Raw genomic sequence first — 22,945 nt, 5'->3', positions numbered from 1 at the left:
CTTCTTCCTGCTTGCCCGTGGACACTACGTGGGGACGCTAATCTAGAACAAGTTTCAGACTTGATCGTTCAAGAGCATCGAATCTACCGGCTGGTAGCCGGACCGTGAGAGGTGGATCAGGTGATTCACGCCACGGCGGGCTCCACGGGACACGGAAAGCTTTCTGATGACAGCTCCGGACGCGAGAACCACCACCCGCACGACCCCCGCGCTCACCGAGCGTCAGGAGGCCAGGCGCCGCCGGATCCTGCACGCGAGCGCGCAGCTCGCCTCCCGCGGCGGCTTCGACGCGGTGCAGATGCGGGAGGTCGCCGAGTCGTCCCAGGTCGCGCTCGGCACGCTGTACCGCTACTTCCCGAGCAAGGTGCACCTCCTGGTCGCCACGATGCAGGACCAGCTCCAGCACATGCACACGACGGTCCGTAAGCGGCCGCCGTCCGGCGACTCCCCGGCCGAGCGGGTGGCCGAGACGCTGATGCGGGCCTTCCGCGCGCTTCAGCGGGAGCCGCATCTCGCGGACGCGATGGTGCGGGCGCTGACCTTCGCGGACCGCAGTGTGAGCCCGGAGGTCGACCAGGTGTCCCGGCAGACCACCGCGATCATTCTTGACGCGATGGAGCTCGATGATCCGACTCCGGAGCAGTTGTCGGCGGTGCGGGTCATCGAGCACACGTGGCACTCCGCGCTGATCACGTGGCTCTCCGGCCGGGCCTCCATCGCCCAGGTCAAAATCGACATCGAGATGGTGTGCCGATTGATCGACCTGGCCGCTCCCCGCCAGCCCTGACCCGCACCGTGGTTGCGGCCTCGGGGCTCTGCCCCGGACCCCGCGCCTCAATCGCCGGCGGGGCTTGATTTGCCCAATCGCCGCTGGCGGGGCTTGGTATTTCAAGCCCCTGCGGCGATTGAGCAGCGGGGTCCGGGGCGGAGCCCCGGGAGCGCAACCACGGTGCGGGCCGCGGATCAGTCCTCCGGAGGGAAGACGACCTCCCCCGTGTCCGCCAGCGCGAGCGTAATCGCCTCGACGGGGCAGCCCTCCGCCGCCGCCAGCACCTTCTCGTTGGCGTCGGACTCCGGGTCCACCGGATGCGACTGCCGCGCCGTGTCGAGCCGGAACCCGTCCGGCGCGGCGTTCACACACATCGCAGAGCCGATGCACACGCTCCGGTCGACCTCGACATGCCACCGGTCACCCATGCTCAGTTCGCCTCCGGCTCGTAGCCCGCGGGCAGATGGATCATCTTGTGCTCGAAGTACTCGCCGTACCCCTCGGGCCCGAACTCCCGCCCGAGACCGGAGTTCTTGTAGCCGCCGAACGGCCCGAGCATGTCGAGGCTGAACGTGTTCACGCTGTACGTGCCCGTACGCACCTGGCGCGCGATGTCGACGCCGTGCGCGGTGTCGGCGGTCCAGACGCTGCCGCTGAGGCCGTAGTCGGAGTCGTTGGCGATCTTGATGGCCTCGGCCTCGTCGCCGTACGGGAGCAGGCAGATGACCGGGCCGAAGATCTCCTCGCGGGCGATGCGCATGGAGTTGTCGACGTCACCGAAGAGCGTCGGCTCGACGTACCAGCCCTGTTCGAAGCCCTTGGGGACGCCGCCGCCCGTGAGGATCTTGGCGCCTTCCTGCTGGCCGATGCGGATGTAGTCGAGGGAGCGTTGCTGCTGGCGCTTCGCGACGAGCGGGCCGAGTTCGGTGGCCGGGTCGAGCGGGTCGCCGACCTTGAGCGACGAGGCCGCCGTGGAGAAGGCGTCGGCGAACTCGTCGTAGCGTGAGCGCGGGACGAGGATGCGGGTCTGCGCCACGCAGGCCTGGCCGTTGATCATCCAGGCGAACGGGACGATGCCGGAGACCGCGGCGCCCGCGTCGGCGTCCTCCAGGATGACGGCCGCGGACTTGCCGCCGAGCTCGAGGGTGACGCGGGTGAGGTTGCGCGAGGCGACCTCCATGACGCGCTTGCCCGCGGCGACGGACCCGGTGAAGGAGACCTTGTCGACACCGGGGTGCCCGACCAGGTACTCGCTGACCTCGCGGTCGGCGGGGAGGATGGAGAGCACGCCCTCCGGGAGCCCCGCTTCCGTGGCTATCTCGGCGAGCAGATACGCGTCGAGCGGTGTCTCCGGCGAGGTCTTGAGGATCACCGGGTTCCCGGCGAGCAGCGCGGGCGCGAGCTTCGCGGCGGCGGTGAACTGCGGGACGTTCCACGGAACGATGGCCGCGACCACTCCCACCGGCTCGCGCCGCACGAGGAGCTTGCCGAGGGCGCCGTCGCGCGTCTCCTCGTACGTGAAGCCGCGGGCGACGTTGATCGCGGAGTCCCAGACCATCATCGCGGCGAGGGCCTGCACCATGACGCCCGAGGTGTACGGCGTGCCGTTCTCGCTGCTGATGACGCGGGCGATCTCCTCGTGCCGGACCGCGAAAGCGTCCTTGATCTTCGTGATGACCTCGATGCGCTCGTCGAGGCTCATCCGCGGCCAGGGGCCGTCCTCGAAGGCGCGGCGGGCGACGGCCACGGCGCGGTCGACATCGGCGGGCGCGGCGTGCGGCACCCGCCCGAAGACCTCTCCGGTGTGCGGGGAGACCACCTCGATGACGTCCTTGCCGAGGGGGTCGGTCAACTCCCCGCCGATGAACAGCTGTCCGTATTCCACGAGCTCGGTCATGGCTGGCATCCTCACGCACGACATTTCTGACGGTGTTTCAGAACTGATACCAGTTCTAGTTGCGATCCGGAAGGGTGGTGGCGTCCTCGCGGATACGGTTCGCCCGGGCGACCATTGAAACGAGTTCTACAAGTTCCCGTACAGTGGCGGCAGTTCGGCTGGAGCGGCGGAGGGTGTCCGATGACAGAGGCGACGCAGGTGACCGACCACAGCGGGGGCGTGCACAGCATTCGTGTGCCGATCCCCGACAACCCGCTCGGCTACACCCTCGTCTACCTGGTCGACACCGACGCGGGACCCGTCCTCATCGACACGGGCTGGGACGACCCGACGTCCTGGGACGCGCTGACCACAGGGCTGACCGCCTGCGGAACGAGCGTCGAGGACCTGACCGGTGTCCTGATCACCCATCACCACCCGGACCACCACGGCCTGTCGGCGAAGGTGCGGGAGGCGTCGGGCGCCTGGCTCGCGATGCACGAGGCGGACGTGGCCGTCGTCCGGCGCACCCGGGAGAACAAGCCGGCGCGCTGGTACGCGTTCATGGTGGCGAAGCTGGTCGCGGCCGGCGCTCCCGAGGAGCACATCGCCCCGCTGATCGCGGCCCGCGACTCCGGGAAGCCGCGCCAACTGCCGGGCTTCGCCCCCGCGTTGCCCGACCGCATGATCACCCCCGGCGACCTCCTCGACCTGCCGGGCCGCAGGCTGCGCGCGATCTGGACGCCGGGGCACACCCCCGGCCACGTATGTCTGCACCTGGAGGAGGAGCACCCGTCGGGCCGCGCGGGCAACGGCCGGCTGTTCTCCGGCGACCACATGCTGCCCGGCATCACCCCGCACATCGGCCTGTACGAGGACCCCGACGACGCCACGGTCACGGACCCGCTCGGCGACTACCTCGACTCGCTGGAGCGCGTGGGGCGGCTCGACCCGGCGGAGGTCCTCCCGGCTCACCAGCACACGTTCACCGACGCCCCGGCGCGCGTGGGCGAGCTGCTGGACCACCACGAGGAGCGCCTGACCGGCCTGCTCACCCTCCTCGCCTCCCCCCTCACCCCGTGGCAGCTCGCCGAGCGCATGGAGTGGAACCGCCCGTGGGCCCAGATCCCCTACGGATCACGGACCATCGCGGTGTCGGAGGCCGAGGCCCACCTGCGCCGCCTCCAGAAGACGGGCCGGGTGGAACAGGTCTCGGGCAGCGACCCGGTGACGTACCAGTCGAGCCCGCACTAGGGCCTGACCTGCCCCCGCGGTCGGAACCGCCGTGCCGGGTACAGTAAAGACGTCGTCAGTACGTACGTACGAGGGAAAGCCGGTGCAAATCCGGCGCTGACCCGCAACCGTCACAGCCGGAATGCCTCGTACGTACCTGCTCGGCTCAGGACCGTCGAGGAATACGGAGCCGGAGCCGCCCGGTACCTCCGTGTGCCGCGCCGCCCCGCTCCCCGCAGGGAGAGGCACCCGCCCCACCATGAACATTCGCCGAAGCGCCGCGCTCGTCGCCGCGACCGTCGCGATCGGCGCCATGGGCGCGCAGGCCGCGGCCGCGGACGACGCGGACAGTGCCTCCCCCTCGCCGAAGTCGGTCGTCCCTTCCGGCCTCTACGGCAAGGGCGACCCCACGTTCGACGGAGTCTGGCGGCAGTCCCTCGCGCTCGTCGCGCAGGACACGGCGGGCGTGAAGCCCGCTCAGAAGGCCGTCGACTGGCTGGCCGGGCAGCAGTGCGAGAACGGCGGCTTCGCCGCCTTCCGCGCCGAGCCCACCAAGCCCTGCGACACCAAAACCAAGATCGACAGCAACGCCACGGCGGCCGCCGTCCAGGCGCTCGCCACCGTCGGCGGCCGGGACGGCGAGGTCGCCAAGGGCGTCGACCGGCTGAAGAAGAGCCAGAACGCCGACGGCGGCTGGGGCTACAGCCTCGGCATGGACAGCGACGCGAACTCGACGTCCGTCGCCATCGGCGCGCTGGCCGCGGCCGGTGAGAAGCCGTCCGAGGTGAAGTCGGGCAAGGGGAAGAGCGGCGCCGACGCCCTCGCCTCGCTCGCCCTCCCCTGCTCCAAGGGCAAGGACGGCGGCGCCCTCGCCTACCAGCCGGACAAGAAGGGCGAGCTCGCCGCGAACGCCGACGCCACCGCCGCCGGTGTGCTCGGCGCCCTCGGCACCGGCTTCGCGCCGGACAAGGGCAAGGCCCCGGACACGTACACCTGCGAGGACGGCAAGAGCACGGAGGCCGTGGCGCACAACGGCGCCGTCTATCTCCAGAACCAGCTCGACACCCACCTCTACCTGAAGTCCCAGCTGGCCGGCGCCACCGACAAGCCCGACTACGGCAACACCGCCGACGCGGTCACCGCCGTCGCCGCGGCCGAGGGCATCAAGGCCACGAAGGACTCGTACAGCTGGCTGGAGAAGAACGCGAAGGGCTGGGCCGCACAGACCGGGCCCGCCGCCTACGCCGAGCTGATCTTCGCGGCGCACGCCACCGGCAACGACCCGCGCGACTTCGGCGGGACCGACCTGGTGAGCGCGCTGAACAAGACGGGCCCGGAGCCCGCCTCCACCAAGTCCTCCGCTTCGGACGCTTCGGACTCGGACGAGAAGAAGGACGACGGCGGTGGCGGCGCCAACTGGTGGATCATCGGCGTGATGTTCATCGCCGCCGTGGGCGCCGGTTTCCTGCTCAGCGGCCGCAAGAAGCAGCAGCTGTGACCGCGCGCAGGTCGGCCGGGCTCGGCGGGCTCGTTCTCGGACTGCTCGTCGTGCTGCTGGCCATGACCGTCGCCCCCGCGCAGGCGGCCGGGTACCGGTACTGGTCGTTCTGGGACCGGGACAGCGCCTCCAAGGAAACGTGGACGTACGCGACGGCGGGTCCCTCGCAGGCCAAGCCGTCGGACGGGGACGTGCAAGGCTTCCGGTTCGCGGTGAGCGCGGACTCGAAGGACGCGACCCAGCCGCGCGGCGCCGCCGACTTCGACGGGATCTGCGAGGACACCCCCGCCAAGGACGGCAAGAAGCGCGTCGCGCTCGTCATCGACTTCGGCACGGCGGCCGACGCCCCGTCCGGCGAGACCCCGCCGAAGCCGCGTACCGCGTGCGCGCAGGTGGCCGAGGACGCGACGAGCGCCGACGCGCTCGCCGCCGTCGCGAAGCCGCTGCGCTACGACAGCAGCGCGATGCTGTGCGCGATCTCGGGGTACCCGAAGTCGGGCTGCGGCGAGCAGGTGTCGGGGAAGACCGACAAGGCAGCCTCACAGCCGGCCGACTCCGGTTCGGACGACGGCCCCTCCGTCGGGCTCATCGCGGGCATCGCCGTGGTCGTCGTGCTCGGTGTCGCGGCGGGCGTGCAGGCCCGACGCCGCCGCAACTGACGCATGACCGCCTCCCAGCTCCGCGCCCCTCGCGCGCACCGCTCCAACTCCCTGCACCCGGGCGCCTGGTGGATCTGGGCGCTCGGCCTCGGCACGGCCGCGTCCCGCACCACGAACCCGCTGCTGCTCGCGCTGCTGATCGGCGTCGCCGGGTACGTCGTGGCGGCGCGCCGCACCGAGGCGCCGTGGGCGCGTTCGTACGGGGCGTTCGTGAAGCTGGCCCTTGCCGTGCTCAGCATCCGGCTTGTCTTCGCGACGCTGCTCGGCTCGGCGATCCCCGGCACGCACCTCCTGTTCACGCTGCCCGAAATGCCGCTGCCGGACTGGGCGCAGGGGGTGCGGATCGGCGGCCCGGTCACCCTCGAAGGCCTCGTCTTCGCGCTGTACGACGGCCTGAAGCTGGCCACGCTCCTCATCTGCGTGGGCGCCGCGAACGCGCTCGCGTCCCCGTCCCGGCTGCTCAAGTCGCTGCCGGGCGCACTGTACGAGGCCGGGGTCGCGGTCGTCGTGGCGATGACGTTCGCCCCGAACCTGGTCGCGGACGTCCGCAGGCTGCGGGCGGCGCGACGGCTGCGCGGCCGCCCGGACAGCGGCCTGCGCGGACTGCTCCAGGTCGGCCTCCCGGTCCTGGAGGGCGCGTTGGAGCGCTCGGTCTCGCTTGCCGCCGCGATGGACGCGCGCGGCTACGGCCGCACCGCCGAGGTGCCGCCCGCCGTCCGCCGCGCCACGGCCGCGCTCACGCTGGGCGGCCTCATCGGCGTGTGCGCGGGAACGTACGGGCTGCTGGCGGCCTCCGGCTCCGGGTACGGCCTTCCGGTGCTGCTCGCGGGGGTGGCCGCCGCGCTCGGCGGGCTCTGGCTCGGCGGCCGGCGCACGGTCCGCACCCGCTACCGGCCCGATGTGTGGGGTGTACGGGCCTGGCTGGTCGCGGCGTCGGGGGCGACAGCCGCGGCGGCGATGATCTGGGCCGGAACGCAGGACCCGGCGGCCCTCCAGCCGCCGGTGGTCCCGCTCGCGGCCCCGGAGCTGCCGCTGTGGCCGGCGGCGGGCATCCTGCTCGGCCTGCTCCCGGCCTTCATCGCACCCGTTCCCGACAAGCCCGTTCCCGACAAGCCGACGGAGGCGTCGTCGTCATGATCCGCTTCGAAGACGTCTCCGTGACGTACGACGGCGCGCAGACGCCCACCGTCCACGGCATCCAACTCCACGTACCCGAGGGCGAGTTGATGCTCCTCGCCGGACCGTCCGGGGTCGGCAAGTCGACGCTGCTCGGAGCGGTGAGCGGGCTCGTTCCGCACTTCACCGGAGGCACGCTGGCCGGGCGGGTCACGGTGGCGGGACGGGACACCCGTACGCACAAGCCGCGCGAACTCGCCGACGTCGTCGGCACGGTGGGCCAGGACCCGCTCGCGCACTTCGTGACGGACACGGTCGAGGACGAACTCGCTTACGGCATGGAGTCGTTGGGCCTGAGCCCACCGGTCATGCGCCGTCGCGTGGAGGAGGCCCTCGACCTCCTCGGCCTCGCCGACCTGCGCGACCGCCCCATCTCCACGCTCTCCGGCGGCCAGCAGCAGCGCGTCGCGATCGGCTCCGTCCTCACCCCGCACCCCCAGGTCCTCGTCCTCGACGAACCGACGTCCGCCCTCGACCCGGCGGCGGCGGAGGAAGTCCTCTCGGTCCTGCAACGCCTGGTCCACGACCTGGGAACCACGGTCCTGATGGCCGAACACAGGCTGGAGCGGGTCATCCAGTACGCGGATCAGGTGGCGCTGCTGCCGGGCCCGGGCGAGCCGTTGCGGGTGGGCGCCCCGGCGGACGTCATGGCGGTGTCACCGGTATACCCACCGGTGGTGGGCCTGGGCCGCTTGGCGGGCTGGGACCCGCTCCCCTTGACGGTCAGAAACGCGAGGCGGGCGGCGGGGGGCCTACGAGCGCAACTCAGCGAAAGGACAGCCCCGCTCTGGGACGAGAGCCCGCGGGGTCCGGGGCAGCGCCCCGCGACCGCAACCACTCTGGCCGCAACGAAGACCCTGGGCGTACGCAGAGGCCGCACCGAGGCCCTCCGCCACATCACCCTCCAGGTCACCACCGGCGAGGTGCTCGCCCTGATGGGCCGCAACGGCGCCGGAAAATCCACCCTGCTCTCGACCCTGGTCGGACTGATCAAGCCGACCTCCGGCACGGTCACGGTCGGCGGAGCCACGCCCCACAAGACCACCCCCCGCGACCTCATCCGCAAGGTGGGCCTCGTCCCCCAGGAACCCCGCGACCTGCTCTGCGCGGACACCGTGGCAGCGGAGTGCACCGCGGCGGACAAGGACGCGAACGCCGCACCCGGCACCTGCCGCGGCCTGCTCACCGACCTGCTCCCCGGCATCTCCGACGCCACCCACCCCCGCGACCTCTCCGAGGGCCAGCGCCTCACCCTGGCCCTGGCGATCGTGCTGACGGCGGCCCCGCCGCTCCTCCTCCTCGACGAGCCGACCCGCGGCCTGGACTACGCGGCCAAGTCCCGCCTCGTCGCGATCCTGCGGAAGCTCGCGGCCGAGGGCCACGCCATCGTCATGGCGACGCACGACGTGGAACTGGCGGCCGAGCTGACCCACCGCGTGGCGATCCTCGCGGACGGCGAGATCGTGGCGGACGGCCCCACGCCCGACATCGTCACGTCGTCCCCGTCCTTCGCCCCGCAGGTCGCGAAGATCCTGGCGCCGCAGCGCTGGCTCACGGTCTCCGAGGTAAAGGCGGCCCTGGCGTGACGGGGACCACGACGCCACCACCCAGCACAGGCAGGGCGAACCCCGTACGCCTGGGCCCCCGCTCCATCGCCGCCCTGCTCCTGGTCAGCGCCGTGGGCGTGGTCGGCATCGGCTGGCCGCTGATCACCGGTCCCGGGTCCCAGGTGAACGCGCACGCGCAGGACGCGCCCTGGCTGTTCGCGGCGCTGCTCGTGCTGCTGGTCGCCGTGGTCGCGGCCACGATCTCGGAGTCCGGCATGGGCCCCAAGGCGGTGGCGATGCTCGGCGTGCTGGCCGCCGCGGGGGCGGCCCTGCGGCCCATCGGCGCGGGGACGGCCGGCCTGGAGCCGATGTTCTTCCTGATGGTGCTGAGCGGCCGGGTCCTCGGTCCCGGCTTCGGCTTCGTCCTCGGCTCGCTCAGCATGTTCACCTCGGCGCTGCTGACCGGGGGCGTAGGTCCCTGGATGCCGTTCCAGATGCTGTCGATGGGCTGGTTCACGATGGGCGCGGGGCTGCTGCCGGGCGCCTGGTCGCTGCGCGGCCGGGCCGAGCGCCTCATGCTCGCCGCCTACGGTTTCCTCGCCGCGTTCGCGTACGGCACGATCATGAATCTCGCGGGCTGGCCGTTCATGAACGCGCTGGCCTCCTCCGTGGCGTACCAGCCGGACGCGGCGCTGCACGAGAACCTGGCCCGTTTCCTCGCCTACTGCGCGGCCACCTCGCTCGGCTGGGACCTGGGGCGCGCCGCGCTCACCGTGGTCCTGACGCTGGCCGTCGGCGGCGCCGTCCTCAAGGCGCTGCGCCGGGCCACTCGGCGGGCCGCCTTCGAGGCCCAGGTCACATTCGACGACCCGCAGGCGTGAAGCCACGCACATGACCCACGTCACGTACTAGGCGGGACCGTAGACCCTACGTACGCCTCCCCTTTGTCACACAACGGACATTTGCCTCACATGGCTCAGAGTCCGACTTTGCTTAGTAAAGGGGCACATTGCATCCACCTGTCGGTCTTTGTTTCTGTGGAGCAACCGCAAGGCACCACGCCCTGCGACTCCCTGCCTCCCACGGAAGGTTCCGTTTTGACCGCCACGCTCCTGCGCCGCATCGCCACTCCGAAGAAGGCCATCGCCGGCGTCACCCTCGCCGCCGCCACGACCGGTTTCCTCTTCGCATCGGCCCCGGCCCAGGCCGCGTCGACGTCGGGCTCGGCGAAGGCCATCGCCCAGCAGAAGATCTCGAACTCGGCCCAGTTCAGCTGCTTCGACAAGATCGTGTCCCACGAGAGCGGCTGGAACCCGAACGCGACGAACGCCTCCACCGGCGCGTATGGCCTGGTCCAGGCGCTTCCGGCCAACAAGATGGCGTCGTCCGGCTCCGACTGGAAGACGAACCCGGAGACCCAGATCGACTGGGGCGTCAAGTACATGAACGACCGCTACGGCAGCGCCTGCGGCGCGTGGAGCCACTGGCAGTCCAACGGCTGGTACTAAGCCGACCCCATCCCTGCGGCGGGTGCCCCCATTAAGCCCCCGCGGCGGTTGAGCCCTTTAAGCCCCTGCGGCGATTGAGCAGCGGGGTCCGGGGCGGAGCCCCGTGACTTCAGCCCCGTGTGGGTTGCGGCCGCGGGGCTTTGCCCCGGACCCCACCGCTCAATCGCCGCGGGGGCTTGAGCGGTTACAGCCGCTGAATGATCGTGCCCGTCGACAGCGCCCCACCCGCACACATCGTGATGAGCGCGAACTCCTTGTCCCGGCGCTCCAGTTCATGCAACGCCGACGTGATCAGCCGCGCCCCCGTCGCCCCCACCGGGTGACCAAGAGCAATCGCCCCACCGTTCACGTTCACCTTCTGCAGGTCCTGCTCGAAGACCTGCGCCCAGCTCAACACCACTGAAGCGAACGCCTCGTTGATCTCGACGATGTCGATGTCCTTCAAGGACATCCCCGCCTTGCCGAGCACCGCCCGCGTCGCATCCACCGGCCCGTCCAGGTGGAAGTGCGGGTCCGCCCCGACCAGCGCCTGCGCGACGATCCGCGCCCTCGGCTTCAGCTTCAGCGCCCGCGCCATCCGCTTCGACGCCCACATGATGGCGGAGGCCCCGTCGGAGATCTGCGAGGAGTTGCCCGCCGTGTGCACGGCCGTCGGCATCACCGGCTTGAGCTTCGCGAGGCCCTCCATGCTCGTGTCGCGCAGCCCCTCGTCGCGGTCGACGAGCCGCCACATGCCCTGCCCCGCGGCCTGCTCCTGCTCCGACGTGGGCACCTGCACCGCGAACGTCTCGCGTTTGAAGCGCTCCTCGGCCCAGGCGGTGGCGGCCCGCTCCTGGGATATGAGGCCGAGCGAGTCGACGTTCTCCCGGGTCAACTCCCTTCGGCGCGCGATGCGTTCCGCGGCCTCGAACTGGTTGGGCAGGTCCACGTTCCACTCGTCGGGGAACGGCTTTCCCGGCCCGTGCTTGGAGCCGGAGCCCAGCGGCACCCGCGACATCGCCTCGACACCGCACGAGATGCCCACGTCGATGACGCCCGCCGCGATCATGTTCGCGGTCATGTGCGAGGCCTGCTGCGACGAGCCGCACTGACAGTCGACCGTCGTCGCGGCCGTCTCGTACGGCAGGCCCATGGTGAGCCAGGCCGTGCGCGCCGGGTTCATGGACTGCTCGCCCGCGTGCGTGACCGTGCCGCCGACGATCTGCTCGACGCAGTCCGGCTGGATGCCGGTGCGGCCGAGGAGTTCGCGATACGTCTCCCCCAGTAGATAGGCGGGATGGAGATTGGCCAGCGCGCCGCCGCGCTTGCCGATCGGGGTGCGTACGGCTTCGACGATGACGGGCTCGGCTGCCATGACCTACGTCCTCTCCAGGATTCCCGGACCAGCGCGACCAGAACTGGACGAACTTCGCAGGCCTCTCGGACCTCGCGGACCTCGTGCGAACGAAACTAGAACGCGTACCAGTTCTGCTTGCAGTCTCAGGGCCCTTACCTCCGGTACGCAAGGGGCGTGCACGCACATCGCACCGAACCGACACGACCGGGGGCCTTGCTACTTCTAGAACCCGTTATTACCTTCACTGCCAGAACTGACGGTTCGTCAGACCACCACGGGAGTGACTCCATGCCGTGCCCCGCGCTGCCCGACGGGTTCGACTTCACCGACCCCGATCTCCTCCAACACCGCGTGCCATACCCGGAGTTCGCCCAGCTCCGACAGGCCGAACCGGTCCGCTGGATCCAGCAGGAGACCGGCATCTCCGGCTTCGACGACTCCGGCTACTGGGCCGTGACCCGCCACGCGGACGTCAAATACGTCTCCACTCACCCGGAGATCTACTCGTCCAACATCAACACCGCCGTGATCCGCTTCAACTCCTCGATCGAGCGCGACCAGATCGACGTACAGAAGATGATCATGCTCAACATGGACCCGCCCGAGCACACCCGGGTGCGCCAGATAGTGCAGCGCGGGTTCACTCCGCGCGCCATCCGGTCCCTGGAGGAGAAGCTCCGCAACCGCGCCCGCGACATCGTCGCCACGGCGGTCCAACAGGCGGGCCCCGACGGATCGTTCGACTTCGTCACGAACGTCGCCGTCGAACTGCCGCTGCAGGCCATCGCCGAACTCATCGGCATCGAACAGAAGGACCGCTCCAAGGTCTTCGACTGGTCCAACAAGATGGTCGCGTACGACGACCCGGAGTACGCGATCACCGAGGAGATCGGCGCCGAGGCCGCCATGGAGATCGTCGGCTACGCGATGAACCTCGCGGCCGACCGCAAGAAGTGCCCGGCCAAGGACATCGTGAGCCAGCTGGTCGCGGCCGAGGACGAGGGCAACCTGTCCTCCGACGAGTTCGGCTTCTTCGTGATCCTGCTCGCCGTCGCCGGCAACGAGACGACCCGCAACGCCATCACCCACGGCATGCACGCCTTCCTCACCCACCCCGACCAGTGGGAGCTCTACAAGCGGGAGCGCCCGAGCACCGCGGCCGAGGAGATCGTGCGCTGGGCGACCCCGGTCGTCTCCTTCCAGCGGACCGCCACGCAGGACACCGAACTCGGCGGCCAGAAGATCAAGGCGGGCGACCGGGTCGGCCTCTTCTACTCCTCCGCCAACCACGACCCGGAGGCCTTCGAGGACCCCGACACCTTCGACATCACCCGCGACCCCAATCCGCACCTCGGCTTCGGCGGCGGCGGCCCGCACTTCTGCCTCGGCAAGTCCCTGGCGATCCTGGAGATCGACCTGATCTTCAACGCACTGGCCGACGCGGTACCGGATCTCCGTCTCGCGGGTGACCCCCGCCGCCTACGGGCGGCGTGGCTGAACGGAGTGAAGGAGCTCCAGGTGGGCGTCTGAGGAGCCCCGATCAGAGCCCCTGCGGCGATTGAGCAGCGGGGTCCGGGGCAGCGCCCCGCGACCGCAACACCGGCGCAGCCAAAGAGGCCCGCGGCCCCGACAACACATACGTAAGGCCAAACCCGGCACCCACGACCACCGCACCCCCCACCGCATCAAGCACCCAATGGTTCCCCGTCGCCACGATCGCGGCCACCGTGAACAAGGGGTGGAGGAGGCCGAGCGCCTTCATCCACCACTTCGGGGCGAGGGCCACGATGACGAGGCCGCACCACAGGGACCAGCCGAAGTGCAGCGAGGGCATCGCCGCGTACTGGTTGGTGACCGCGGTGAGCGTCCCGTAGTCCGGCTGGGAGAAGTCCTGCACGCCGTGGACCGTGTCGATGAAGCCCAGCGTCGGCATCAGGCGCGGCGGCGCGAGCGGGTACAGCCAGAAGCCGACGAGGGCCAGGACCGTCGCGAAGCCGAGGGAGGCGCGCGCCCAGCGGTAGTCCGCGGGACGGCGCACGTAGAGGACCGCGAGGACGGTCAGCGGCACCACAAAGTGAAAGGACGTGTAGTAAAAGTCGAAGAAATCGCGCAGCCATCCGACCGAAACGACCGCATGGTTCGCCCAGTGCTCGATGTCGATGCGCAGGAACCGCTCCATCGCGTGCACCTGCGCCCCGTGCTCCTCCGCACGCTCCCTGCCACCCGCCGCGACGATCCTGACCTGCTGATACGCCGAGTATCCGACGCGGATCAGGAGCAGTTCGAGCAGCAGGTTGGGGCGGGCGAGCGCGCGCCGCCACACCGGCAGCAGCGGCACCCACGCCCAGCGTGCGGGAGCCGGCTCCGTATAGAGGGTGGGCCGCACGGCGCCGAAGGCCGGGTCGGTGCGCCGGAGGAAGGGGACGGCGCAGGCCGCGGCGAGCACGGCGACCAGGACGAGGTTGTCCCGCAGCGGCGCGAGCACCGGCAGCTTCGGCAGTATCGCGGAGGCCGGAAGCGTCATCACCAGGACGACGGCGACCGGCCACACCGCCCGGTCGGCGGTCTTGGCGCCCACCCGGCCGACGACCGCGAGCAGCACCCACAGGAGCTGGTGCTGCCAGGTCGTCGGGGACACGGCGGCCGCGACACAGCCGGTGACCGCGACGGCGAGCAGCAGCTGCCCGTCGCGCGCGTACGCGATGGAGCGGCGCAGGCCGAGGACGGTGACGGCGGCGCCGAGAGCCAGGAAGAGGGCGATCTCCTGCGGCCCTTCGAGGCCCAGGCGCAGCAGCATGCCGTGCAGTGACTGGTTGGCGGTCGCGGCCGGATCGGCGGCAAGGCCGGCGCCCGCCACATGATGCACCCAGTACGTCCACGAGTCCTGCGGCATCGCGAGCCAGGCGACGCCGGTGCCCGCGGCGAAGGCGCCCCCCGTGGCGGCGGCCGCCCGTCTGCGTCCGGTGAACCAGAGAAGCGGAGCGAACAGCAGCACGGTCGGCTGGAGCGCGGCGGCGACGCCGATCAGCACGCCGGACGCCACCTGCCCGCGCACCGCGAAGCAGCCGAGCAGCACGAGCAGGACCGGGAGGATGCTGGTCTGGCCGAGCGTGAACGCGTTGCGAACCGGCAGCGACAGCATCAGCAGGCTGATCGCGACCGGCGCCGCGAACTGCGCCGTACGCCGGGACACGGGCGGCGGCAGGGCGCGCGCGGCGACCACGCCGAGCGCGACGACGAGGGCCAGCGAGCCGAACGTCCAGCCCCAGCCCAGCGCTTGCTCGGCCGCGCGCGCGAGCGGCTTGAGGACGAGCCCCGCGAACGGCGGGCCGGTGAACCGGTCGGGCGCGTCGTACAACGAGCCGCTGACATGCAGCACCCCGTCGGGGCCGATCCAGGTCTCCAGATCGGTGAGTCGCTCACCCGGAGGAGCGCTCAGCACCGCCACGAGTTGACGCGCACCGAGCACGGCCGCGATCAGCCACAGGCCGGCGCGCAGCACGCCGAGCCGCCCCGTCACCGGATCCGTGGATCCCGGTGCCGCCCCTCCATGCTCCGCGTTCGCCACGCCTTTCGGACCTCCCGCTCAACTCGGCCGGTTCAACGACATTCACCGCACAACCGGTAAGACGCAGGCAACTGCTCCTTCACCTGCCTGTCCACCGGAATTTGACGGGTAGGCAGTGTCTTCGGCCACTTTGTCCAGGCCTTCACACGTGCGGTTCCGCGACATAGATCACAAGAATTTGCATCAGCACCGTGCGAAGACTTTGACGTTCCCCCTGGTCGGAGGGGGTTTCCTCACGCACGGGAGTTGACTGCACACTACCCGTTGTGGGTGCGGGCGCCCCTATGGTCGATGAGTCGGCCGTTCCGCGTGAACGGCCGTTGCTCTTGTCCCCCACGAAAGGAAGGCGAAGGACCCGTGTCCAGCGCCACTTCCATCGCCCCCGGTACCGGCCGGTCCTCCGCCCCCGCGAAGGACCGCACCTCATCCGAGCCCACCACCACCGATCCCGCGCTGGTCAAGCGCGCGGTCAAGGCGGCAGCCCTCGGCAACGCGATGGAGTGGTTCGACTTCGGCGTCTACGGCTACCTGACCGCGACGCTCGGGCACGTCTTCTTCCCTTCGGCGTCCAGCACCGCACAGGTCCTGTCCACGCTCGGCACCTTCGCCGCCGCCTTCCTCGTGCGCCCCATCGGCGGCGCCTTCTTCGGCCCGCTCGGCGACCGCATCGGCCGTCAGCGCGTCCTCGCCATCACCATGATCATGATGTCGGCGGGCACCTTCGCGATCGGCCTGATCCCGTCGCACGACGCCATCGGCATCTGGGCTCCGGTGCTCCTCATCGTGGCGCGCATGGTGCAGGGCTTCTCGGCCGGTGGTGAGTACGGCGGCGCCTGCACGTTCATCGCCGAGTACGCGCCCGACAAGCGCCGCGGCTTCTTCGGCTCGTTCCTGGAGCTCGGCACGAACGCCGGTTACGTCGCCGGTGCCGCCCTCGCGACGGTGCTCACGACGACGATGGCCACCGACGACCTCTACAGCTGGGGCTGGCGCCTCCCGTTCCTGATCGCGGGCCCGCTCGGCCTGGTCGGTCTCTACGTCCGGATGAAGCTGGAGGAGACCCCGGCGTTCAAGAAGCTGGCGGACGAGGCCGAGGCGAAGGAGAAGTCCTTCCCGAAGCCGAAGCTGAAGGAGATGTTCGTCGGCAACGCGCAGCCGATGTTCCTGTGCATCGCGCTGGTCCTGGTCTTCAACGTGACCGACTACATGCTGCTCTCCTACATGCCGACGTTCCTCAGCGAGGAGCTGCACTACGACGCCACGCACGGCACGCTGATCCTCATCGGTGTGATGCTGCTGATGATGTGCGTGCAGCTCCCGATGGGTCTCGCCAACGACCGTTTCGGTCACCGCTGGGTGATCGGCGTCGGCTGCGTCGGCTTCCTCGCGCTGTCCGTCCCGGCGCTGCTGCTGATCCAGCAGGGCTCCACGTGGGCGATCGCGTTCGGCCTGGCGGCGCTCGGCCTGCTGCTCGTCTCCTTCACCTCGTCGATGCCCTCGACGCTGCCCGCGCTCTTCGACACGAAGGTCCGCTACGGCTCCCTGGCCGTCAGCTTCAACCTGTCCGTCTCGATCTTCGGTGGTACGACGCCGCTGGTCGTGGCCTCCCTCATCGCGGCCACGGGCAACCTGATGATCCCGGCGTACTACATGATGGCCGCGGCCGTCATCGGCGGTATCGCGGTGTGGCGCATGAAGGAGTCCGCGGGCAAGCCGCTGCCGGGTTCGCCTCCGGCTCTGTGACGCACACGTAGTCCTTCAAGGTCTTTCAAGGTCCTTCAAGGTCTTTCAAAGTCCTTCAAGCGGGCGGGTCCGAAGCGCTGAACATCGCTTCGGACCCGCCCGCTTTCGCGCTCCCCGTGCCTACGCTGACGGCCATGACGACTCACTCGCACGCCGACCGGCCCGAGTCCGCGACCGCCGTCGACGCCTACCTCGCAGACCTCCTCGCCCCCGCCGACGAAGCCCTGGCCGCGGCCCTCGCCGACAGCGAAGCGGCGGGCCTGCCCGGCATCAACGTCTCGGCCACCAACGGCAAACTCCTGAACCTGATCGCCCGAATCCAGGGCGCCCGCCGGATCCTGGAGATCGGCACGCTCGGCGGCTACAGCACCATCTGGCTGGCCCGCGCACTCCCCGCCGACGGGACTCTGATCACCCTGGAGTACAGCGCCCGGCACGCCGACGTGGCCCGCGCCAACATCGCCCGCGCGGGCCTGGACAAGGTGGTCGAGGTCCGGGTGGGCGCGGCGCTCGACTCGCTGCCCGGTCTCGCCTCCGAGGGCCGGGACTTCGACCTCGTCTTCATCGACGCGGACAAGGTCAACAACCCGCACTACCTGGAGTGGGCGCTGCGCATGACGCACCCGGGCAGCGTGATCGTCGTCGACAACGTGGTGCGCGGCGGCCGCGTGACGAACCCCGACTCCACGGAAGACGACGTCGTCGGCACCCGCGCCGCCCTTCAACTCCTCGCGGACCACCCGAGGTTGGACGCGACGGCGATCCAGACGGTCGGCTCGAAGGGACACGACGGCTTCGCGCTGGCCTACGTGAGTTCGTGACAGAAGCCGACGTTCACGCTGCGCGGCCCGCCCCGGTCCACCACGAGCACCTCACCGGAGGAGCCGCGCGGCAGCGTCACCACCCCTCCGTACGCGACGGGTTGTCCAGGCCCCTGCCCCGGCGGCCCGAACCGCACCCGCACCTCGGAGGCGGGATCGTCCTGCGAGCCACGCAACCAGAAGACGATCCACTCGCCCTCCGGCCCGCACCGGAACTCCAGATGCACCCGCGACACGAACAGCCAGTCCTCCGGGGTCACGAGCCGGCACACGCTCGCGTCGCGGCCGACCCGCAGTACGGCTCCCGGCTCACTCCGGGCCTCGGCCATGGCCATCGCGGCCGTCGCCCCCGCGTCGCCACCGGCCATGGTGGCCATGGTCAGTTCGAGCACAGCGCTCCCCCTCACCACCGTCGGGCCTCGCTCGCCCGTTGTCGCTCGCAGCCTAGGGCGCCCCGATCCGCTCTGGGGCACTTGCCTCGGTTCAAGCCGCCGCCCGGCCCACCGCTCGGCCTGAAGCCGTACACCTCGGACGAGATCGAGGAGATCGTGCGGGAGTGGCGGGAGTGGCGGGAGTGGCGGGAGTGGCGGGAGTGGCGGGAGTGGCGGAAGGCACGGGAGTCGCGGCCGGGGCGCGAGTCGGCCTGAGAGGTCGCTGAGGCACGATGGGCGCATGAGCATCGTAAAGATCAATGTGCTGAACGTTCCCGCCGAACAGCGGGAAACGCTGGAGAAGCGCTTCGCATCGCGCGCCGGCGCCGTCGAGAACTCCGACGGCTTCGAATGGTTCGAGCTTCTCCGTCCCATCGAAGGAACTGACGACTACCTGGTGTACACGCGGTGGCGTGACGAGGAGTCGTTCCAGGCCTGGATGGAGGGCCCGATGAAGGCGGCCCACCAGGGCGGCGGCGACAGGCCCAAGCCGGCCTCCAGCAGCTCCTCGGTGTGGTCCTTCGAGGTCGTGCAGCAGGCGGCCCCGAAGACCGCGTAGCACGGTCGGCGTCCCGGCCCTTGACCTGGCGTTTCGGGGGGGGGGGGGGGCGCGGCACCGGGGCGAGACCGGCCCCCAACGCGACGCCGACCGGTCGCCCCGGGGTACGGGGCGACCGGTCGGCCTCGGGGGCGCCAGGGCTCAGAGCCTCAGCAACCGCTCCGCCGTCTCCCGGTAATCCCGGAGTGCCTGGCGGAGCCGTTCCGTGTCCTCCGGCGAGTCCTCCCAAGACGTGCGCAGTGTGTGGCGGTGGCTCGCGAGGGTTTCGGTGAGGCGGGCCGTCAGGTCCTCCAGGACGTGGTCGGCCTCCTCCACGGCGGCGCGCGGCTCGTCGACGAAGCCGGTGAGTGCGTGCCGCAGTCGCCCTTCGAGGGCATCGTGTTCGCCCGCCGGGACGAGGCCGGAGTGCCGTCCGGCGCGTGTGCCGCGCTCGGGCCCGACGTCATGGTCCGCCACGCGGTCCACCGGGTAGCCCGCCTCACGGCCCGCCCCAGGCGCCACCTCACGCCCCACCATGGGGTCCGCCTCACGGCCCATCCCGCGCCCCGCCTCGCGATCCGCCGGGTAGCCCGCCTCGCGATCCACCCCGCGATCCCCACGCCCCACCGTAGGATCCACCGCGATCCCCTTGTCGACGCCGTCCGCCTGAGCCCGCTCGATGTGTGCCATGCCTCTCAACTCCCCTTCGCCAGACGCCCCTTGAAGACGCCGTGCCGCTTGTTTCGGTGGTGGTGGGCGGGGCCGTCCGGGATGCGGGCGCGGGCCGTCGTGCGGTCCGGGCCGACGAGTTCGTCGAAGAGGGGCCGCGCCTCGACCATGGCCTCGCGCAGCTCCTCCGTACCGGCCCCGCCCGCGCCCGCGCGGGCGTGCGCCGCGCGGTGCACGCGCCGGTATCCGTGCACGTGCGGGCCGTGGTGGACGGAGAGCGCGTCGAGTTGCTCGTCGTAGCGGCCGCCGTCCGGGAAGCCGCGTTCGTGCGCCAGGTCGGCGAGGAGCAGATCCGCCTCGGCGACGGCGACGTCCGGGGACTCGACGAAGCGTTCCTGGGCGTCGGCCCAGCGCATCAGATAGCGCTCGCGGGCGGCGGGGTCCAGCGGCTGCTCGCGCAGCGCACCGTGCTGCCGCACGCGTTCGGCCAGCTCCCGTTCCGCGGCCCTGGTGTCTCCGTCGTGCCGCTGTACGGACCGTTCGTACTCGGGCCCGAACCTGCGCCGCAGCCCGCGCCCGCCACGGGGCGCGGTCCGCGCGGCGAAGAACCCGGCCGCGACCACGATCACGACCCCCACCACGACCAGAGCGATGATCAAGCCTGTGGACATGACTGCCTTCCCTCAACTGTGGCTGTTCCACGCCGGGTTGCCCCCGCTGGCGCGCTGAAACAGATCGGTACCGGCCACGGGGGATCCCGGTGAATCCCGGTTGCGTCCGCCCTCCCCACCGGCCTCACCATGTCCCATGAACACCACGCCATGGACCGTCGCTCCCGAGCCGTACGACTCCCCCGCCGCGGCCGCGCTCTGGCGCGCGTACTACACGGAGGTGAGCGACCGCTGGTATCTGCTGCACAAGGGGCACACGACGGACCCCGTCGAGCTCCAACACGGGCTCGCCACCGAGTCCGGCAGTGAACTGGCGCCTCCTCACGGCCAGTTGCTGCTCGCCCGGTACGCGGGCGAGCCCGCGGGGACGGCGGGCGTACGCCTTGTGGACGCGGTCACGGCCGAGCTGACGCGGGTCTACGTACGCGAGGACCTGCGCGGCAAGGGCGGCGCGGCGCTCCTGGTGGCCGCCGCCGAGGACGTGGCCCGCGCGCTCGGCGCCGCCGCGATCCGCCTCGACACCCGCAGCGACCTGGTGGAGGCGCGAGCGCTCTACGCGCGGCTCGGCTACGAGGAGACGGCCGCGCACAACGACGACATCTACGCCGAGCACTGGTTCAGGAAGCCGCTGGCGCCGTGCCCGCCCTCGCGTGCGGACGCTCCTCGTCCGAGCCGCACATCTCCGCGTTGAGGTCGGAGACCAGTTTCACGAGGTCGCGGGGGCGGTCCGGGCCCCACCAGTCGCCGAGCAGTTCCGCGAGGGATTCCTCGCGGGCCCGCGCGAGGCGTTCGGCGACCGCGCGGCCCTCGTCGGTGAGGATCAGGTCGGGGCCCTCGCGCACGGCGAGGTGACGTTCCTCGACCTGCCGGGCCGCGTCGAGGATCACCGACAGCGGGATCGCCGTGTACTCGGCGAGCACGCCCGGCTCGGCCCACCCGTTGCGATGGGTGCGCAGGATCAGCCAGCTCGCCGCGGGCAGCAGGTCGTAGCCGGCCTTGGCGGTGATCTTCTCGTACACCTCGCGGCGCCCCTCGCGGCTGCCGAGCGTGGACAGGGCGCGTACCGCCTCGTCGTACGAGGAGCGCTGGACGGGGTTGCTGGCGAGCGTCTCGGTGACGTCGGGCGCGGTGACCGAGCCGCGCAGCGGGTCCTCGTGCAGCAGCAGCGCGAGCGCGAAGGCGAGCAGGGTGACCGGGACCGCGTACAGGAAGACGTCGGTGATGGACGTGGAGTAGGCGTGGATGGCCGTTGCCTGTAGGTCCGGTGGGAGGGTGGCGATGGCGCGCGGGTCGGAGCCGAGCGAGTCCGGGGTGACGCCCGGCGGCAGCTGTCGGCCGGAGAGGGCGTCGCCGAGCCTGCTGCCGAGGTGGTTCGCGAAGATCGTGCCGAAGATCGCCACGCCGAACGAGGCGCCGATGGAGCGGAAGAACGTGGCACCCGATGTGGCCACGCCGAGATCCTCGTACGGGACGGCGTTCTGCACGATCAGGACCAGGACCTGCATGACGAGGCCGAGGCCCGCGCCGAAGACGAAGAAGTACAGGCTCATGATGCCCGTGGCCGTGTGCTCGTCCATGTTGTGCAGGAGCAGCAGCCCGATCACGGTGATGGCCGTGCCGGCGACCGGGAACACCTTCCAGCGCCCGGTGCGGCTGACGACCTGCCCGGACAGCGTGGTCGACAACAGAAGGCCGAAGACCATCGGGAGCATGTGCACGCCCGACATGGTCGGCGTGACACCCTGCACGACCTGGAGGAACGTCGGCAGGTACGTCATCGCGCCGAACATCGCGAAGCCGATGACGAAGCTGATGACCGCCGACAGGGTGAAGGTCCTGACCCGGAACAGGTGCATCGGCAGGACCGGCTCCCGCGCCCTGAACTCGACGAACACGAAGACCACCGCGAGGACGACGCCGAGGATCGCGAGGCCGATGATCTGCGGCGAGCCCCAGGCCCACGTGGTGCCGCCGAGCGAGGCGACCAGGACGAGGCAGGTGGCGACGGAGGCGATGAGGAACGTGCCGAGGTAGTCGATGCGGTGCTTGGTGGAGCGGACCGGGATGTGCAGGGCCGCGGCGATCACGAGGAGCGCGACGACGCCGATCGGCAGGTTGATGTAGAAGACCCAGCGCCAGCTCAGGTGCTCGGTGAACAGTCCGCCGAGCAGCGGTCCCAGCACGCTGGTCGCGCCGAAGACGGCGCCGAACAGGCCCTGGTACTTGCCGCGTTCACGCGGCGAGACGATGTCGCCGACGATCGCCATGGACAGCACCATCAGGCCGCCGCCACCGAGTCCCTGCAAGGCGCGGAAGCCGATCAACTGGCCCATGTTCTGCGAGAGTCCGCAGAGCGCCGATCCCACCAGGAAGATCAGGATGGCGAGTTGGAAGAGCTTCTTGCGCCCGTACTGGTCACCGAGTTTTCCCCACAGCGGGGTCGCCGCCGTCGCGGCGAGCATGTACGCGGTGACGACCCAGGACAGATGCTCCAGGCCGCCCAGGTCGCTGACGATGGTCGGCAGGGCCGTCGAGACGATCGTCTGGTCGAGAGAGGCCAGCAGCATCCCGAGCAGCAGCGCGCCGATCGACACGAGGACGCCGCTGGTCTTGGCGTTCTCCTTGGGCACGGCGGGCGCTCCGCGACCACTGTCTCCCGGCCCCACGGTGTCGATGTCCTGGCTGCTCATGGCCACCTCCGAAGCCGGCCCGGCACGGACACGGCCGGGTGCTTGGTACTTCCCATCCTGGTAGGTGTGACCAGGTTTGGCCTGTTGAGTCCTGAGGCGCTCGTAGTTTTTCGCGGCTGCGTACGCTCACAGCGTGCACATGGGTGCTGACAAGCGTTTATGGGACCTGCGCTGCGGCCGGGGCCCACGGGTCTGCATAATGCGCTTCAGCG

The 22,945-nt window shown here is 70.6% G+C and carries 22 protein-coding genes and 1 riboswitch; of the genes, 14 read left to right on the top strand and 8 right to left on the bottom strand.

All coding sequences use genetic code 11. The features are described 5' to 3' along the window. Window positions 1-166: 166 nt before the first annotated feature. Window positions 167-787: a TetR family transcriptional regulator gene (locus ACFYWS_RS21340; RefSeq protein WP_389278773.1), complete on the top strand. Its 621-nt coding sequence runs from the start codon at window positions 167-169 to the stop codon at window positions 785-787. 176 nt (window positions 788-963) lie between these two features. Here ACFYWS_RS21340 and ACFYWS_RS21335 read toward each other — a convergent pair whose 3' ends face one another. Further along, complete coding sequence (locus tag ACFYWS_RS21335; RefSeq protein WP_389278770.1) at window positions 964-1,197, bottom strand: ferredoxin; 234 nt, start codon at window positions 1,195-1,197, stop codon at window positions 964-966. Window positions 1,198-1,199: 2 nt separating this feature from the next. Then, a complete protein-coding gene (locus tag ACFYWS_RS21330) occupies window positions 1,200-2,666 on the bottom strand; it encodes an aldehyde dehydrogenase (protein WP_389278767.1) in 1,467 nt (488 codons plus the stop codon). Between the two features lie 180 nt (window positions 2,667-2,846). On the opposite strand from ACFYWS_RS21330, the gene ACFYWS_RS21325 reads away from it, so the two are divergent. The 7 genes from ACFYWS_RS21325 (at window position 2,847) to ACFYWS_RS21295 (ending at window position 10,266) form a co-directional block, all read left to right on the top strand. Beyond that, complete coding sequence (locus ACFYWS_RS21325) at window positions 2,847-3,899, top strand: MBL fold metallo-hydrolase (protein WP_389278764.1); 1,053 nt, start codon at window positions 2,847-2,849, stop codon at window positions 3,897-3,899. 43 nt (window positions 3,900-3,942) lie between these two features. Then, window positions 3,943-4,046, top strand: a riboswitch (cobalamin riboswitch). 91 nt (window positions 4,047-4,137) lie between these two features. Next, window positions 4,138-5,376, top strand: coding sequence for a prenyltransferase/squalene oxidase repeat-containing protein (locus ACFYWS_RS21320; protein WP_389278761.1), 1,239 nt, complete (start codon window positions 4,138-4,140; stop codon window positions 5,374-5,376). A 62-nt stretch (window positions 5,377-5,438) separates the two neighbouring features. After that, window positions 5,439-6,035, top strand: coding sequence for an SCO2322 family protein (locus ACFYWS_RS21315; protein ID WP_389278867.1), 597 nt, complete (start codon window positions 5,439-5,441; stop codon window positions 6,033-6,035). A 3-nt stretch (window positions 6,036-6,038) separates the two neighbouring features. Next, the gene (locus tag ACFYWS_RS21310; protein WP_389278758.1) at window positions 6,039-7,172 is read left to right on the top strand and encodes an energy-coupling factor transporter transmembrane component T; all 1,134 of its coding nucleotides are present in this window, start codon (window positions 6,039-6,041) and stop codon (window positions 7,170-7,172) included. After that, the gene (locus tag ACFYWS_RS21305; RefSeq protein WP_389278755.1) at window positions 7,169-8,797 is read left to right on the top strand and encodes an ABC transporter ATP-binding protein; all 1,629 of its coding nucleotides are present in this window, start codon (window positions 7,169-7,171) and stop codon (window positions 8,795-8,797) included. The genes ACFYWS_RS21310 and ACFYWS_RS21305 overlap by 4 nt, the downstream gene beginning before the upstream one ends. Continuing rightward, a complete protein-coding gene (locus ACFYWS_RS21300) occupies window positions 8,794-9,639 on the top strand; it encodes an ECF transporter S component (RefSeq protein ID WP_389278752.1) in 846 nt (281 codons plus the stop codon). The genes ACFYWS_RS21305 and ACFYWS_RS21300 overlap by 4 nt, the downstream gene beginning before the upstream one ends. A 216-nt stretch (window positions 9,640-9,855) precedes the next feature. After that, a complete protein-coding gene (locus ACFYWS_RS21295) occupies window positions 9,856-10,266 on the top strand; it encodes a transglycosylase SLT domain-containing protein (protein ID WP_389278749.1) in 411 nt (136 codons plus the stop codon). A gap of 184 nt (window positions 10,267-10,450) precedes the next feature. On the opposite strand, the gene ACFYWS_RS21290 is transcribed toward ACFYWS_RS21295, so the two are convergent. Next, window positions 10,451-11,620 carry a steroid 3-ketoacyl-CoA thiolase gene (locus tag ACFYWS_RS21290; protein WP_389278746.1) on the bottom strand — a complete coding sequence of 390 codons (1,170 nt, stop codon included), beginning with the start codon at window positions 11,618-11,620 and terminating at the stop codon, window positions 10,451-10,453. A 270-nt stretch (window positions 11,621-11,890) separates the two neighbouring features. On the opposite strand from ACFYWS_RS21290, the gene ACFYWS_RS21285 reads away from it, so the two are divergent. Continuing rightward, window positions 11,891-13,132 (top strand): cytochrome P450, encoded by a 1,242-nt coding sequence (locus ACFYWS_RS21285; protein WP_389278743.1) that lies wholly within the window; start codon window positions 11,891-11,893, stop codon window positions 13,130-13,132. Window positions 13,133-13,142: 10 nt separating this feature from the next. Here ACFYWS_RS21285 and ACFYWS_RS21280 read toward each other — a convergent pair whose 3' ends face one another. Then, window positions 13,143-15,170, bottom strand: a complete 2,028-nt coding sequence (locus ACFYWS_RS21280) for a bifunctional glycosyltransferase 87/phosphatase PAP2 family protein (protein ID WP_389278740.1) — start codon at window positions 15,168-15,170, stop codon at window positions 13,143-13,145. Between the two features lie 357 nt (window positions 15,171-15,527). Here ACFYWS_RS21280 and ACFYWS_RS21275 point away from each other — a divergent pair, with 357 nt between their 5' ends. Beyond that, window positions 15,528-16,913 (top strand): MFS transporter, encoded by a 1,386-nt coding sequence (locus ACFYWS_RS21275; protein WP_389278737.1) that lies wholly within the window; start codon window positions 15,528-15,530, stop codon window positions 16,911-16,913. A 134-nt stretch (window positions 16,914-17,047) separates the two neighbouring features. Continuing rightward, window positions 17,048-17,734, top strand: a complete 687-nt coding sequence (locus tag ACFYWS_RS21270) for an O-methyltransferase (RefSeq protein ID WP_389278734.1) — start codon at window positions 17,048-17,050, stop codon at window positions 17,732-17,734. Here the strand turns inward: ACFYWS_RS21270 and ACFYWS_RS21265 are convergent. Continuing rightward, entirely contained in the window at window positions 17,719-18,126 is a 408-nt protein-coding gene (locus ACFYWS_RS21265; RefSeq protein WP_389278731.1) for a hypothetical protein, read from the bottom strand. The two genes, ACFYWS_RS21270 and ACFYWS_RS21265, sit on opposite strands and share 16 nt — an antisense overlap. 81 nt (window positions 18,127-18,207) lie before the next feature. On the opposite strand from ACFYWS_RS21265, the gene ACFYWS_RS21260 reads away from it, so the two are divergent. Next, window positions 18,208-18,381, top strand: a complete 174-nt coding sequence (locus tag ACFYWS_RS21260; protein WP_389278875.1) for a hypothetical protein — start codon at window positions 18,208-18,210, stop codon at window positions 18,379-18,381. Between the two features lie 25 nt (window positions 18,382-18,406). Then, a complete protein-coding gene (locus ACFYWS_RS21255; protein WP_389278728.1) occupies window positions 18,407-18,724 on the top strand; it encodes an antibiotic biosynthesis monooxygenase family protein in 318 nt (105 codons plus the stop codon). A 141-nt stretch (window positions 18,725-18,865) separates the two neighbouring features. On the opposite strand, the gene ACFYWS_RS21250 is transcribed toward ACFYWS_RS21255, so the two are convergent. Both ACFYWS_RS21250 and ACFYWS_RS21245 read right to left on the bottom strand, forming a co-directional pair. Next, window positions 18,866-19,393 carry a hypothetical protein gene (locus tag ACFYWS_RS21250; protein WP_389278725.1) on the bottom strand — a complete coding sequence of 176 codons (528 nt, stop codon included), beginning with the start codon at window positions 19,391-19,393 and terminating at the stop codon, window positions 18,866-18,868. A 5-nt stretch (window positions 19,394-19,398) separates the two neighbouring features. After that, window positions 19,399-20,043: a hypothetical protein gene (locus ACFYWS_RS21245; protein ID WP_389278722.1), complete on the bottom strand. Its 645-nt coding sequence runs from the start codon at window positions 20,041-20,043 to the stop codon at window positions 19,399-19,401. Between the two features lie 136 nt (window positions 20,044-20,179). Here ACFYWS_RS21245 and ACFYWS_RS21240 point away from each other — a divergent pair, with 136 nt between their 5' ends. Further along, window positions 20,180-20,734: a GNAT family N-acetyltransferase gene (locus tag ACFYWS_RS21240; RefSeq protein ID WP_389278719.1), complete on the top strand. Its 555-nt coding sequence runs from the start codon at window positions 20,180-20,182 to the stop codon at window positions 20,732-20,734. Here ACFYWS_RS21240 and ACFYWS_RS21235 read toward each other — a convergent pair. After that, window positions 20,661-22,733 (bottom strand): DHA2 family efflux MFS transporter permease subunit, encoded by a 2,073-nt coding sequence (locus tag ACFYWS_RS21235; protein ID WP_389278716.1) that lies wholly within the window; start codon window positions 22,731-22,733, stop codon window positions 20,661-20,663. The two genes, ACFYWS_RS21240 and ACFYWS_RS21235, sit on opposite strands and share 74 nt — an antisense overlap. Between the last annotated feature and the right edge of the window lie 212 nt (window positions 22,734-22,945).

The sequence above is a fragment of the Streptomyces sp. NPDC002795 genome (assembly GCF_042888725.1).
GTDB lineage: Bacteria > Actinomycetota > Actinomycetes > Streptomycetales > Streptomycetaceae > Streptomyces.
This window is presented reverse-complemented; position numbering and strand designations above follow the sequence as displayed.